Genomic DNA, 16,303 nt, shown 5'->3' with positions numbered 1-16,303 from the left:
GGTTCCCCGACATGCCCAGCTCCGAGGACAAGCTCCGCGACTACCTGAAGCTGGTGACCGCCGACCTGCGGCGCACCCGGCAGCGGCTGGAGTCCGTCGAGGCCCGGGACGCCGAGCCGATCGCCATCGTCGGCATGGCCTGCCGGTTCCCCGGTGGCGTGCACACCCCGGAGCAGCTGTGGCAGCTCGTGTTCGACGGTGTCGACGCGATCGGCGACCTGCCGGGCGACCGCGGCTGGGACGTGGAGAACCTGTACGACCCGGAGCCCGGCAAGCCCGGCAAGAGCTACGTCAAGCGCGGCGGATTCCTCGACGCGGCCGGCGACTTCGACGCCGACCTGTTCGGCATCTCCCCCCGCGAGGCCCTGGCCATGGACCCGCAGCAGCGCCTGCTGCTGGAGTCCGCGTGGGAGGCCGTGGAACGCGCCCGGATCGACCCGGCGTCGCTGCGCGGCAGTCAGACCGGCGTCTTCGTGGGCGGCACCGACACCCACTACGGCGAGCTGGCCCGCCAGTCCGAGGAGGCCGGCGGGCACCTGCTCACCGGCGGGGCGGTCAGCGTGCTGTCCGGCCGCATCTCGTACACGCTGGGGCTGGAGGGTCCCGCGGTCACCGTCGACACCGCCTGCTCGTCGTCGCTGGTCGCGCTGCACCTGGCGGTCCGCGCGCTGCGTTCCGGCGAGTGCTCGATGGCGCTGGCCGGCGGCGTCGCGGTCATGCCCACCACCGACCTCTACGTCGAGTTCTCCCGACAGCGTGGCCTGGCGCCGGACGGGCGCTGCAAGCCGTTCGCAGAGGGCGCGGACGGCACCGGCTGGGCCGAGGGCGTCGGCATCCTTCTCGTCGAACGGCTCTCCGACGCCCGCCGGCTGGGCCATGAGGTGCTCGCCGTGGTCCGCGGCACCGCGGTCAACCAGGATGGTGCGTCCAGCGGCCTGACGGCCCCGAACGGCCCCTCGCAGGAGCGCGTCATCCGCGCCGCGCTGGCCAACGCCAAGCTGTCCGCCGCCGACGTGGACGTGGTCGAGGCGCACGGCACCGGCACCCGCCTCGGCGACCCCATCGAGGCACAGGCGCTGCTCGCCACGTACGGCGCGGACCGCCCCGCGGACCGGCCGCTGCGCCTCGGCGGCATCAAGTCGAACCTCGGCCACCCGCAGGCCGCCGCCGGTGTCGCCGGCATCATCAAGATGGTCATGGCGATGCGCCACGGCGTCATGCCGCGGAGCCTGCACGCCGAGCAGGCCACCTCCGAGGTGGACTGGAGCTCCGGCACGGTCGCGCTGCTCACCGAGCGCACCGACTGGCCGGCCACGGACCGCCCGCGCCGGGCCGGCGTCTCCGCCTTCGGCATCAGCGGCACCAACGCCCACGTCATCCTCGAGGCTGCTGACAACGACACCCCCGCGCCGGACGACGTGCCCGGCGGCGTGCTGCCCTGGGTCCTGTCGGCGAAGTCCGCCGCCGGACTGCGCGCTCAGGCGGCCCGCCTGGCCGACCACATGGAGACCGTGGCGCCGCGGCCCATCGACGTGGTCCGCTCGCTGCTCACCACCCGCGCCCTCCTGGGCGAGCGGGCCGTCGTACTCGCCGCCGGACGCGACGATGCGGTGACCGCGCTGCGCGCCCTCGCCGCCGGCGAACCGTCCGCCGCCGTGGTCACCGGCGCGGTCCGGCCGGGTCGTACGGCCGCCATGTTCACCGGTCAGGGCTCGCAGCGCGCGGGCATGGGTCGTGGGCTGTACGAGCGGTATCCGGTGTTCGCCGACGCCTTCGACGCGGTGACCGAACACCTGGATGTCGACTGGGACGACGTGGATCCCACCGGCAACGCCCAGCCGGCGATCTTCGCGGTCGAGGTGGCCCTCTACCGGCTCCTGGAATCGGTCGGTGTCGTCCCGGACGTTCTGATCGGGCACTCGGTAGGGGAGATCGCCGCGGCGCATGTCGCCGGGGTGCTGTCGCTGGCAGACGCCTGCGCGCTGATCTCCGCGCGTGGCCGTCTGATGCAGGAGCTGCCGGTCGGTGGCGTGATGGTCGCGGTGCAGGCGGCAGAGGCGGACGTCGCGCTGGTCGACGGCGTATCGATCGCGGCGGTCAACGGCCCGGACGCCGTGGTGTTGTCCGGTGAGGCTGCCGCGGTCGAGGCGGTGGCGGCAGGCTTCGCGCGGTCCAAGCGCCTCCACGTCAGCCATGCCTTCCATTCGGCGCTGATGGACCCGATGCTGGACGCCTTCCGGCAGGTTGTCGACGGCCTCACCCTGAACCGCCCGCAACTGCCTCTGGTCTCCAACGTCACCGGCCGGCTCGAGAGCGACCTGTTCACCGACCCGGCCTACTGGGTGCGGCACGTCCGGGAGACAGTCCGCTTCGCCGACGGGATCGCCGCCGCGAACGCCGTCCACCTCATCGAGGTCGGTCCCGACGCGGTGCTGTCCGCGATGGCCGGCGGCAGCGCCACCCTGCGCCGCGACCGCGACGAGACCACCACGTTCCTGGCCGCCGTCGCCGCCCTGTTCACCGAGGGGCAGAGGATCGACTGGCCGGTCACCGGCGGGCACCTCGTGGATCTGCCCACCTATGCGTTCCAGCATGAGCGCTTCTGGCCCGCGCCCGCCCCCAGCGTGGCCGACGTCGGCGCGGCGGGCCTGGAGATCGCCGGTCACCCGCTGCTCGGCGCCTGCGTCGAGCTCGACGGCGGCGACCTGCTGCTCACCGGCCGCCTGGCGGTCGGTTCCCAGCCGTGGCTCGCCGAGCACGTCGTGCTCGGTGCGGTGCTGCTGCCCGGCACCGCCTTCGTCGAGCTGGTGCTGCGCGCCGGCGAGGAGGCCGGCTGTGAGCGGATCGGCGAGCTGATGCTCGCCACCCCGCTGGTCCTGCCCGCCCGGGGGGCCCGCCAACTGCAGATCCGGGTCGGCCCGGCCAACGCCGACGGCCGCCGCCCGGTCGGCGTCCGCTCTCGGCTCGAGGGCGGCGGCGACTGGGCCGAGCACGCCACCGGATTCCTCGCCGCCGGTGCGGACACCGCAGATGCGGCACCACAGGCCTGGCCGCCGGCCGGTGCTGTCGAGGTCACCCTGGACGGCATCTATGAGCGGATGGCCGCCGGCGGCTTCTCGTACGGCCCGACCTTCCAGGGCCTGCGCGCGGCCTGGCGGGACGGCGACGACGTGTACGCGGAGGTGTCCCTGCCGGACGGGGCGGACGCCGCCGCGTACGGCCTGCATCCCGCCCTGCTCGACGCCTGCCTGCACGTGTCCGCATTCAACGGCCTGGACCGCGGCGTCGTCCCGTTCGCCTGGCAGGGCGTCACCCTGCACGCCACCGGCGCGTCCGCAGTCCGCGTGCACGTCGCCCGCACCGCCGCCGACTGCGTCGCCGTCGCCGTCACCGACCCGGCCGGCGCACCCGTCGCCACCGTCCGCGCGCTGACCCTGCGCCGCGCCACGGGCGCCGTCGAGTCCCACGACGACCTGTTCGCACCGCACTGGACCCCGATCGCGGTGCCCGCCTCCGTCGACGTCGACGTCGACGTCGACGTCGAGCACGTCCCGGCCGCCGGCGACGACGTGGTCGCGTCGGTGCACGAGGCCACCACCTGGGCGCTGAACCTGTTGCAGGACAAGCTCCCCGGCGATCGCCGCCTGGTCGTCGTGACCCGTCCGGGCGATCTGGCCTCGGCGGCGGTTCGTGGTCTCGTGCGTTCGGCGCAGTCGGAGAATCCGGGCCGTATCACCCTGATCGAGGGCGATCCCACGCCGGAGGCGCTCGCTTGCGAGGAGCCTGAGCTGATGGTGCGCGGAGGTGAGACCTTCGCCGCGCGCCTGACCCGCGTCACCGGTACCGGGCAGCCGCCGTCCTGGCGCGGCACCGTGTTGATCACCGGTGGCACCAGCGGTATCGGTGCCACGATCGCCCGGCACCTGGCCGATCAGGGTGTCACCGATCTGGTCCTGGTGAGCCGCCGCGGCCCCGATGCCCCGGGCGCCGCGGACCTTCCCGGCCGTGTCCTGGCCTGCGACGTCACCGACAAGGCCGCGGTGGACGCCCTCGTCGCCGATCTGCCGGACCTGCGCGCGGTCATCCACTCCGCGGGCGTTCTGGACGACGGTGTGATCGGCTCTCTGACGCCCGAGCGTCTCGCCACGGTGCTGCGGCCGAAGGTGGATGCCGCCTGGAACCTGCACACCGCCACCCTCGTCCGCGACCTCGACGCGTTCGTCCTGTTCTCGTCGGTGTCCGGGCTGTTCGGCGGTCCCGGCCAGGGCAGCTATTCCGCCGCCAACAACGTCCTCGACGCCCTTGCCGAGCACCGCCACGCCCTCGGCCTGCCGGGCACCTCGATGGCGTGGGGACCGTGGACCCGCGACGGCGGCATGATCAGCACCCTCGCCGACGTGGACATGGCCCGTCTCGCCCGCAACGGCCTGCCCGAGCTGAGCCCCGCCGAGGGGACCGCCCTGTTCGACGCCGCCCTCGCCACCGGCCGCCCGGTCATCGCCCCGGTCCGTCTCGACCTCGCCGCGATCCAGGCGTCCGGGGTCGTGCCGCCACCGCTGCGCGGCCTGGTCCGCGCCCGGGTCCGCCGGGCCGTCGCCGCCCCCGCCGCGCCCGCGGTCAACGTGAGCGACCTGGTGGAGACCGTCCGCGGTGAGGTCGCCGCGGTCCTCGGCCACCCGACAGCGGCCACCATCGACCCGCAACGCGCCTTCCAGGACCTCGGCTTCGACTCGCTCACCGCCGTCGAGCTGCGCAACCGCCTCGGCACCGTTACCGGGCTGCGTCTGTCCGCCACCGTCGTCTTCGACTACCCGTCGGTCGCGGCCCTCGCCGGGCACCTGCGCGACGAACTCGTCGGCGTCGAGCCCGACGCGCAGGACCCCGTCACCGCGCCGCCGCCGGCGTCGGACGACCCGGTCGTCATCGTCGGCATGGCCTGCCGCTATCCCGGCGGCGTCTCCTCGCCGGAGGGCCTGTGGGACCTGGTCCGCGACGGCGTGGATGCGGTCGGCGACTTCCCGTCGGACCGCGGCTGGGACCTCGACCGGCTCTACAGCGCCGACCGCACGGTGGCGGGCACCTCGTACACCCGGCACGGTGGTTTCCTGCACGAGGCGGCGCAGTTCGATCCGGAGTTCTTCGGGATGAGCCCCCGGGAGGCGTTGGCGACCGACGCCCAGCAGCGGCTGCTGCTGGAGACCGCCTGGGAGGCCGTCGAGCGTACGGGCATCGACCCGCTGACCTTGCGTGGCAGCCGCACAGGCGTGTTCGCCGGCGTCATGTACACCGACTACGGCAACCTGCTCACCGAGGACTCCTTCGAGGGCTTCCGCGGCAACGGCAGCGCGGGCAGCATCGCCTCCGGCCGGATCTCCTACACGTTCGGCTTCGAAGGACCGGCGGTCACCGTGGATACGGCCTGTTCGTCGTCGCTGGTGGCGCTGCACCTGGCGGCCCAGGCGTTGCGCGCGGGGGAGTGCGATCTGGCGCTGGCCGCCGGCGTGACGGTGATGTCCACGCCGACCACGTTCGTCGAGTTCTCCCGGCAGGGTGGCCTGTCGCCGGACGGGCGTTGTAAGCCGTTCGCGGATTCGGCGGACGGCGTGGGCTGGGCCGAGGGTGTCGGTGCCCTGGTGTTGGAACGGCTCTCCGACGCCCGGCGCAACGGTCACGAGATCCTTGCGGTGGTCCGAGGCTCGGCGGTCAACCAGGACGGGGCCTCGAACGGCTTGACCGCTCCGAACGGGCCGTCGCAGCAGCGCGTCATCCGGCAGGCACTCGCCTCGGCCGGATTGTCCCCGCAGGACGTCGACGTGGTGGAGGCACACGGCACCGGCACCACGCTCGGCGACCCCATCGAGGCGCAGGCACTGCTGGCCACGTACGGCCGCGATCGTGACCTGCCCTTGCTCCTGGGCTCGATCAAGTCGAACATCGGGCACACACAGGCGGCCGCGGGGGTCGCGGGCATCATCAAGATGGTCATGGCCATGCGCCACGGGGTGGTCCCGCAGTCCCTGCACGTCGATGCGCCGTCGTCACATGTCGACTGGGAGGCGGGCGCCGTCCAGGTGGCCGCCGAGCAGAGGCCCTGGCCCGCGTCGGCGAAGCGCCGGGCCGCTGTCTCGTCGTTCGGCATCTCCGGCACCAACGCGCACGTCATCCTCGAACAGCCGGCCGACGCGGCGGCTCCCGTGGTCGAGCACGACGACGACGTCGTGCCGCACGTACTGTCCGCGAAGTCCTCGGGCGCCCTGACCGACCTGATCACCAGGGTCGAGGCACTCGACGCGCACCCGGCCGACGTGGCCGCCGCCCTGGCCGGCCGGTCGACGTCGTTCCCCCACCGAGCGGTGAAGATCGGAGGCACTCTGCTCGAGGGTGTCGCCACCGAGGCCCCGCTCGCCATGATGTTCACCGGTCAGGGTTCCCAGCGGGTGGGGATGGGCCGGGATCTCTACGTCCGGTATCCGGTGTTCGCCGAGGCCTTCGACGCCGTGGTCGAGCATGTGGATATCGACTGGGATGATCTGGATGCCACGGGTAATGCGCAGCCGGCGATCTTCGCGGTCGAGGTGGCGTTGTATCGGCTGTTGGAGTCGTGGGGGGTCACGCCGGATGTGATGCTCGGTCATTCGGTGGGTGAGATCGCGGCCGCGCATGTCGCCGGGGTGCTGGGTCTGGTGGATGCGTGCACGCTGATTTCGGCTCGGGGCCGTTTGATGCAGCAGTTGCCGGCCGGTGGGGTGATGGTGGCGGTGGCGGCGTCGGAGGTGGAGGTTCGGCGGCTTCTGGTCGACGGGGTGGACATCGCCGCGGTCAACGGCCCGGACGCGGTCGTGGTGTCCGGCGCCGAGGATGCGGTCCTCGCCGCGGCGGCCCGCTTCGAGCGCACCAAGCGGCTCAAGGTCAGCCACGCCTTCCACTCGGCGTTGATGGATCCGATGCTCGACGCGTTCGCGGCGGTCGTGGAGACGCTGACCCTCGACGAACCCGCCGTCCCGCTCGTCTCCGCTGTCACCGGGCAGATCGAGACGACGCTGTTCACTAGTCCGGCGTACTGGGTGCGGCATGTGCGCGAGACGGTGCGGTTCGCCGACGCGGTGAGCGCTGCGGGTGAGGCACGGTTGTTGGAGGTCGGTCCGGACGCGGTGCTGTCCGCGATGGCCGGAGGTGTTCCGGCGATGCGCCGCGACCGTGACGAGGTCACCACCCTGCTCACCGCTGTCGGCACGCTCTACACGCAGGGCCGGACCGTCGACTGGGCCACCGTGACCGGCAAGGGCAACCGCGTCGCCCTGCCCACCTACCCCTTCCAGCGCCAGCACTTCTGGCCCAGCGTGCAGGCCGGCGCCCCCGGCGGACTCGGCGCCGCCGGCCTCGACCCGGCGGGGCACCCGCTGCTCGGCGCCAGCGTCGAGCTGCCCGACGGCGACCTCCTCTTCACCGGCCGGCTGTCGCGGCGTACTCAGCCGTGGCTCGCCGACCACACCGTCGCGGGCACGGTCCTGCTCCCCGGCACCGCGTTCGTGGAGATTGCCGCGCGGGCGGGCGACGAGGTCGGCTGCAACGTCGTCGAGGACCTCACCCTCACCGCCCCGCTGGTCGTCCCGGAGACCGGCGGCGTCCAGTTGCAGGTGCTCCTCGGCGGCGACGACATCCGGCGTACGTTCACCGTCCGGTCCCGCCCCGACGGCGAGCGCGCCTGGACCGACCACGCCTGCGGCACCCTCACCACCGGCGCCCGTCCCGCCGACTTCGACGCCACCGTCTGGCCGCCCACCGGCACCGAACCGGTCACCATCGATGGCATCCACGACACCCTGGCCGCGGCCGGCCTCTCCTACGGCCCGGCCTTCCGGGGCCTGCGCGCCGTCTGGCGCGACGGAGACCGCCTGTACGCCGACGTCGAGCTCCCGGCCGACGCGGAGTCCTATCTCCTGCACCCGGCCCTGTTCGACGCCGCTCTGCACATCCTGGCCCTCGACAGCGGCGAGCAGCGGGCCGCCGTCCCGTTCGCCTGGCAGGGCGTCGCCGTGCACGCCATCGGCGCGACCGCGCTGCGGGTCCGGCTGACCCGCGACGGCGACACCATCGCCCTCGCCCTCGCCGACCCGCGGGGTAACCCGGTCGCCACCGTCGACTCCCTCGTCGTACGCCCGGTCCAGACCACTGCCGCCACCGACCCGCTGTACCGCGTCGAGCACGTCGCGGTACCGCTACCCGCCGCCGGCGACCTCGATGTCGATGTCGATGTCGTGCACGTTCCGGCTGTCGGCGACGACGTGGTCGGGTCGGTGCACGAGGCTGCGGCGTGGGCGCTGAGTCTGTTGCAGGACAAGATGGCCGGTGATCGTCGTCTGGTGGTGGTCCTGCGCCCGGCGGAGTTGGCTTCGGCGGCGGTGCGTGGTCTGGTGCGGTCGGCGCAGTCGGAGAATCCGGGCCGGATCACTTTGATCGAGGGGGAGCCGACGCCGGAGGTGCTGGCCTGCGAGGAGCCTGAGCTGGTGGTGCGTGATGGTGTGGCGTACGCGCCGCGTCTGGCCCGCGTCGCCGGTGTGGGAGAGCCGCCGGAGTGGCGGGGCACGGTGCTGATCACTGGTGGTACCAGCGGCGTCGGTGCCGCGATTGCGCGGCATCTGGCCGGTCAGGGTGTGACTGATCTGGTGCTGGTGAGTCGTCGTGGCCCGGAGGCTGCGGGTGCTGGGGAGTTGCCCGGCCGGGTGCTCGTCTGCGACGTCACCGACAAGGCGGCGGTGGATGCGCTGGTGGCGGGTCTGCCGGAGCTGCGCGCGGTGATTCATTGCGCGGGTGTGCTGGATGACGGGGTGATCGGTTCGCTCACGCGTGAGCGTCTTGCCACGGTGCTGGCTCCGAAGGTGGATGCCGCCTGGAATCTGCACACCGCTACCCTCGGCCGCGACCTCGACGCCTTCATCCTGTTCTCGTCCGTCGCCGGCGTGTTCGGCGCCGCCGGGCAGGGCAACTACGCCGCGGGCAACGCCTACCTGGACGCACTCGCCGCCTTCCGCCACGAGAACGGCATGGCGGCCACCTCGCTCGCCTGGGGACCGTGGGCGCTGGGCATGACCGGCACGCTCAGCGGAGCCGACGCCGACCGCATCGCCCGCTCCGGCATGCCCGAGCTCAGCACCGACCGCGGACTCGCCCTGTTCGACACCGCCGCCGCGGCCGGCGGCCCGGCGTACGTCACGGCCCGCCTGGACCTGACCGCGATGCGCGCCCACGGCGACGTACCCGCCCTGATGCGCGGCCTGATCCGCACTCGCACCCGGCGGAACGCGGCGGCCACCGGCGTCGCCGCGCAGAACCTCACCCCGCGCCTCGCCGGCCGCCCGGAGGCGGAGCAACGAGAGATCCTGCTCGACGTCGTCCGCGCCGAAATCGCTGTGGTCCTCGGCCATTCCGGCGCCGGCGCGATCGACCCGGAACGCGCCTTCCAGGATCTCGGCTTCGACTCGCTCACCGCGGTCGAACTGCGCAACCGTCTCGGCGCCGCCACCGGGCTGCGGCTGCCCGCCACGGCGGTCTTCGACTACCCCAGCGCCCGGCAGCTCGCCGAATTCCTGCGTGACGAGCTGCTCGGCACGGTGGCCGAGATGGTTGCTCCCGCTGCGGTGTTGCCGCCGGTGTCGGACGACCCGGTCGTCATCGTCGGCATGGCCTGCCGCTTCCCCGGTGGTGTCACCTCACCGGAGGGTTTGTGGGACCTGGTCTTCGAGGGCGTGGACGCGGTCGGTGACTTCCCGGCCGATCGGGGCTGGGACGTGGACAGGCTCTACAGCACCGACCGCCACGAGCCGGGCACCTCGTACACCCGGTGGGGTGGCTTCCTGCACGACGCGGCCGGCTTCGACCCGGAGTTCTTCGGGATGAGCCCGCGGGAGGCCCTGGCCGCCGACGCCCAGCAGCGGCTGCTCCTCGAATCCACCTGGGAAGCCCTCGAGCGGGCCGGCATCGACCCGTCCACTCTCAAGGGCAGCCCCACCGGCGTGTTCGCCGGCGTCATGTACAACGACTACGCGGGCACACTCGACCCGGCTCAGTTCGAGGGACAACAGGGCAGCGGCAGCGCGGGCAGCATCGCCTCCGGCCGGGTCTCCTACACGTTCGGTTTCGAAGGCCCTGCCGTCACGGTCGACACGGCCTGCTCGTCGTCGCTGGTCGCCCTCCACCTGGCCGCGCAGTCGCTGCGCGCAGGGGAGTGCGACCTGGCCGTCGCCGGCGGTGTCACGGTCATGTCGACACCGCGGACGTTCGTCGAGTTTTCCCGGCAGGGTGGCCTGGCGGCGGATGGGCGGTGCAAGCCGTTCGCGGACGCGGCCGACGGGGTCGGCTGGGCCGAGGGTGTCGGCGTTCTGGTGCTGGAGCGGCTGTCGGATGCGCGGCGTCATGGTCATCAGGTTCTTGCGGTGGTGCGGGGTTCGGCGGTCAATTCCGATGGTGCGTCGAACGGGTTGACCGCGCCGAACGGGCCGTCGCAGCAGCGGGTGATCCGGCAGGCCCTGGCCAACGCCGGTCTGAGTGCCCGGGACGTGGATGTGGTGGAGGCGCACGGTACCGGTACCACGTTGGGTGATCCGATCGAGGCGCAGGCGTTGCTGGCGGCGTATGGCCGGGATCGTGAGCTGCCTTTGTTGCTGGGTTCGGTGAAGTCGAACATCGGGCACACGCAGGCGGCTGCGGGTGTCGCGGGTGTGATCAAGATGGTGATGGCGATGCGGCACGGGGTGGTGCCGCAGTCGCTGCATGTGGATGCGCCGTCGTCGCACGTGGACTGGGAGGCCGGTGCGGTGTCGCTGGCGCGGCAGAACATGGCGTGGCCGGAGTCGGCCCGGCGCCGGGCCGGTGTCTCGTCGTTCGGCATCTCGGGCACCAACGCGCACGTCATCCTCGAACAGCCCGACCCGCAGGAACACCCGCAGGAGCGGCCCGCTACCGGCGAGGTCGTCCCGCTGGTCGTCTCCGCCAAGTCCGCGGGCGCCCTGCGCGACCAGCTCGCCCGCCTCGCCACCGTCGACGCGGACCCGCGCGACGTCGGCTGGTCGCTCGCCACCACCCGGGCCCGGCTCCCGCACCGCGCGGTCCGCATCGGCGACCAACTCGTCCAGGGCACCGCCCGGCTCGGCCGCACCGCGTTCATGTTCACCGGTCAGGGCTCCCAGCGCGCCGCGATGGGCCGCGACCTGTCCGCCCGGTATCCGGTCTTCCAGCACGCCCTCGACGAGGTCACCGAACACCTGGACATCGACTGGAACGACCTGGACGCCACCGGTAACGCCCAGCCGGCGATCTTCGCGGTCGAGGTGGCCCTCTACCGGCTCCTCGAATCGTGGGGCATCACTCCGGACGTGGTGATGGGCCACTCGGTCGGCGAGATCGCCGCCGCCCATGTGGCCGGCGTGCTCAGCCTGCCCGACGCCTGCACCCTGATCACCGCCCGAGGCCGGCTCATGCAGGCGCTGCCCGCCGGCGGAGCGATGATCGCCGTCGAGGCGTCCGAGGCCGAGGTGCTGCCGCTGCTCAGCGACGGGGTCTCACTGGCCGCCGTGAACGGCCCGGAGGCGGTGGTGCTGTCCGGCGCCGAGGACGCGGTCCTCGCCGTGGCGGCCCGCTTCGAGCGCACCAAGCGGCTCAACGTCAGCCATGCCTTCCACTCGGCGTCGATGAACCCGATGCTGGCCGACTTCGGCAGGATCGTCGCGGATCTCGCCCTGCTCGTGCCCACCATGCAGCTGGTCTCGAACGTGACCGGCCGGGTGGAGACCGACCTGTTCACCGACCCGGCCTACTGGGTACGGCACGTCCGCGACACGGTCCGCTTCGCCGACGGGATCGCGGCCGCCACCGCCGACCGGTACCTCGAGGTCGGTCCGGACGCGGTGTTGTCCGCCATGACCGGAGGCACCCCGACGATGCGCCGGGACCGTGACGAGGTCACCACCCTGCTCGCCGCGGTCGGCGCCCTCTTCACCCAGGGCCAGCCGATCGACTGGGCCGCCGTCATCGGCCGCGGCCGCCGCGTCGACCTGCCCACGTACCCGTTCCAGCGGCAGCGCTTCTGGCCCGCGCCGCTGGTCGCGACCGCCGGTGACGTCGGAGCTGCCGGCCTGTCCGAGGTGGCCCACCCGCTTCTCGGCGCGGCCGTGCGCCTGCCCGAGGACGGCGGCCTGATCGCCACCGGGCGTATCTCCACCCACTCGCAGCCGTGGCTGGCCGACCACACCGTGCACGGCTCCGTGCTCGTCCCCGGCAGCGCACTGGTCGAGCTGGCGCTGCGCGCCGGCACCGAGGCGGGCACGCCCCACCTGGAAGAACTGACCCTGGCCGCACCGCTGGCGCTGCTGGCCGGCGACGCCGCGCAGATCCAGGTCCGCGTCGGCCCGGACGACGACGGTGGCCGCACCGTCACCATCCACTCCGGGCGCGAGGGAGTGTGGACCCGCCACGCGCAGGGCTTCCTCACCGCGAGCACCCCGGTCGCCCCGGCCGCCCTGGCCGAGTGGCCTCCACCGGGCGCGCAGCCGGTGCCGGTCGACGACGCGTACGCCATGTTCCGGGCGCACGGCTACTCGTACGGGCCCGCCTTCCAGGGCCTGCGCGCCGCCTGGCGGGCCGGCGACGACCTGTACGCCGAGGTCGCCCTGCCCGGTGCGGCCGCGGACGCCGACCGTTTCGGCATCCACCCGGCCCTGCTGGACGCCTGCCTGCACGCGGTCATCCTGGGCAGCGGCGAGCAGCAGACGATGATCCCGTTCGCGTGGAAGGACGTCACCCTGCACGCGGTCGGCGCGTCCGCGGTCCGGGTCCGGCTCACCAAGCCCGGCGACGACGCCACCACGATCGAGGTCGCCGACACCACCGGCCGCCCGGTGCTGTCGGTCCGGTCGATGACCGGCCGTCCGGTCACCGCCGATCAGCTTGCGGCCATCACGTCCGCCCCGCTCTACACCGTCGAGTGGCAGCCGGCGTCGGCCGGCGTCGAGGCGGTTGCGTCGGTGGTGCACGAGGTCGTCACTCCGGCCGGTGATGTGCCGTCCGCGGTGCGGGCGTTGACCCATGAGGTGCTCGGGGTGGTGCAGCGGCATCTGGCCTCGGACACGGTCGAGCGTCTGGTCGTGGTGACCCGTAATGCGGTCGCGGCGCGGGTGCCGGACGTGGTGCAGACGCCGGTGTGGGGTCTGGTCCGGGCCGCGCAGGCGGAGAATCCCGGTCGTATCGTGTTGGCCGACTCCGATGGCAGCGTGTCGGTGGACGGTGTCGACGAGCCGGAGTTCGCGGTCCGCGACGGCGCGATCCTCGTGCCCCGCCTGGTCCGTACCGAGCCCGCCGTCGACGCCCCCGCGTTCGACGGCCCTGTGCTCGTCACCGGCGGTACCGGCGGCATCGGCGCCGAGATCGCCCGCCACCTCGTCGCCTGGAACGGTGTGCGTAGCCTGCTGCTCACCAGCCGCCGCGGCCCCGACGCGCCCGGCGCCGCCGACCTGGTGGCCGAGCTGACCGCGGCCGGTGCCCAGGTGCGGGTCGTCGCCTGTGACGTGTCGGACCGTGCGGCTCTGCAAGCCCTTCTCGACGGGGAGAACCTGACCGGCGTGGTGCACGCGGCCGGGGTCGGCGACAACGGACTGATCACCGCGCTGACGCCCGAGCGCCTCGACGCCGTGCTCGCCCCCAAGGCGGACGCCGCCTGGTATCTGCACGAGCTGACCGCCGACATGGACCTGACCGCGTTCGTGCTCATCTCCTCCGTCGGCGGGCTTGTCCTCACGGCCGGGCAGGGCAACTACGCCGCCGCCAACATCTTCCTCGACGGCCTCGCCGAGCTACGCCACGCCCAGGGCCGGCCGGCCACCTCCATGGCGTTCGGCCTGTGGGACATGGACGCCGGGCTCGGGCAGCACCTCGCCGACGTGGACCGCCGCCGGATGGCCGCCCAGGGCGTGCCCGCCCTCGGCCGCACCGAGGGGCTCGCCCTGTTCGCCGCCGCGCTGCGCGCCGTCCCGGCCGCCGTCGCCCCGATCAAACTCGACAGGACCGCCCTGCGCGCCCGGACGGACGAGGTTCCGGCACTGCTGCGGGGCCTCGCCCCCACGGCCCGCCGCGCGGCCGCGGCCGTCGTCCCACCGGCCGCCGCCACCGCCGGGCACCAGGAGATCCTCGCCCTGGTCCGCGGGCAGGTCGCCGCGGTTCTCGGGCACGGCTCCGCCGACGCGATCGCCCCGGACCGCGCCTTCCAGGAGCTCGGCTTCGACTCCCTGGCCGCCACCGAGCTGCGCAACCAGCTGAACACCGCGACCGGCCTGCGGCTGCCCGCCACCCTGGTCTTCGACCACCCGAACGCCCGCGCGGTCACCGACGAGATCATGAGCCGGCTCGGCACCCCCGCCGCAGCCGCCCAGCCGGACCGGCCGGCCGTGAGGGCCCGCGTCGACGAGCCGATCGCCATCATCGGCATGGCCTGCCGCTACCCGGGCGGGGTCGCCTCCCCGGAGGATCTGTGGCGGCTGGTCTCCGAGGGCGCCGACACCGTCGCCGATCTGCCGACCGATCGGGGCTGGGACCTCGACGGCCTGTACGACCCGGAACCCGGCCGGGAGGGCAAGAGCTACACCCGCAAGGGCAGCTTCCTGTACGACGCCGGCAACTTCGACCCGGCCTTCTTCGGCATCTCGCCGCGCGAGGCCACCTACATGGACCCGCAGCAGCGTCTGCTCCTCGAAACGTCCTGGGAGGCCCTGGAACGCGCCGGGATCGACCCTGCGACCCTCAAGGGCAGCGCCACCGGCGTCTTCGCCGGCGTCATGTACCACGACTATGCGCTCAACGTGTCCCCGAGCGGCACGAGCGGCGGCAGCGTCGTCTCCGGCCGCGTCTCCTACACGTTCGGCTTCGAGGGACCCGCGGTCACCGTCGACACCGCCTGCTCGTCCTCGCTCGTCGCGCTGCACCTGGCCGTACAGTCGCTGCGGTCCGGAGAGTGCGACCTGGCCCTGGCCGGCGGTGCGACCGTGATGGCCACGCCGGGCATGTTCATCGAGTTCTCCCGCCAGCGCGGCCTGTCCGTCGACGGGCGCTGCAAGGCGTTCGCCGACTCCGCCGACGGCGTCGGCTGGTCCGAGGGCGTCGGTGTGCTGCTCGTGGAACGGCTTTCCGACGCGAAGGCCAACGGCCACGAGATCCTCGCGGTCGTCCGGGGTTCGGCGGTCAACTCCGACGGTGCCTCCAACGGCATGACCGCCCCGAACGGACCCTCGCAGCAGCGTGTCATCCGCGCCGCGCTGGCCGACGCGGGTCTCACCCCCGACCAGATCGACGTGGTCGAGGCGCACGGCACCGGCACCACCCTCGGCGACCCCATCGAGGCGCAGGCGCTGCTGGCCACGTACGGGCAGAACCGTACCGAGCCGCTGCGGCTGGGTACGGTCAAGTCCCACATCGGGCACACTCAGGCCGCCGCCGGGGTGGCCGGCGTGATCAAGATGGTTCAGGCCATCCGGTACGGCGAGATGCCGCGTACCCTGCACGCCGAGGTGCCGTCGTCGCACGTGGACTGGACCGAGGGCGCCGTCGAGCTGCTCACCGACGCCCGGCCGTGGCAGACCGGCGACCGGCCGCGCCGGGCCGCGGTGTCCGCGTTCGGCATCAGCGGCACCAACGCCCATGTCGTCCTCGAGGAGCCGCCGCCGACGGCGCCGGCTGCGATCACCCGCACCGAGGGCGTCCTTCCGTGGGTGCTGTCCGCCCGCTCGCCGGAAGCCCTGCGCCAGCAGGCGGCGCTGATCGCCGCGGTCGACGCGGATCCCGCCGACATCGGCCGCAGCCTGGCCCTGCGCGCCACGATGGACCACCGGGCGGTCGTGATGGGGCAGACCCGCGACGAGCTACGCGCCGCACTGGAGAACATCGAGCCGTCCGTCGCCACCGAGGGCTCCCTCGCCATGATGTTCACCGGTCAGGGTTCGCAGCGCGTGGGCATGGGTCGTGGGTTGTATGAGCGGTATCCGGTGTTCGCCGCTGCCTTCGACGCGGTGGTCGAGAACCTCGCCATCGACTGGGAGGATCTGGATTCCACGGGTAACGCCCAGCCGGCGATCTTCGCGGTCGAGGTGGCCCTCTACCGGCTTCTCGAGTCGTGGGGTGTGAAGCCGGATGTCTTGATCGGGCACTCGGTCGGGGAGATCGCCGCCGCGTACATCGCCGGGGTGTTCTCTCTGGAGGATGCGTGCACGCTCGTCTCTGCCCGCGGGCGGCTGATGCAGGAGCTTCCGGCCGGTGGGGTGAT

General features: G+C 73.1%; 1 protein-coding gene (cut by a window edge). It reads left to right on the top strand.

Features of this window, described 5'->3' with window-relative positions:
• Positions 1–11: 11 nt before the first annotated feature.
• Positions 12–16,303: the 5' portion of a type I polyketide synthase gene (locus EDD30_RS05485; RefSeq protein ID WP_123678092.1), read on the top strand. It continues 12,760 nt past the right edge of the window; 16,292 of the gene's 29,052 nt are visible here — the first part of the coding sequence; it begins with the start codon at positions 12–14; its stop codon lies beyond the right edge, outside the window.

Origin of the sequence: Couchioplanes caeruleus, assembly GCF_003751945.1 — a bacterium.
Lineage (GTDB): Bacteria > Actinomycetota > Actinomycetes > Mycobacteriales > Micromonosporaceae > Actinoplanes > Actinoplanes caeruleus.
This window is presented reverse-complemented; position numbering and strand designations above follow the sequence as displayed.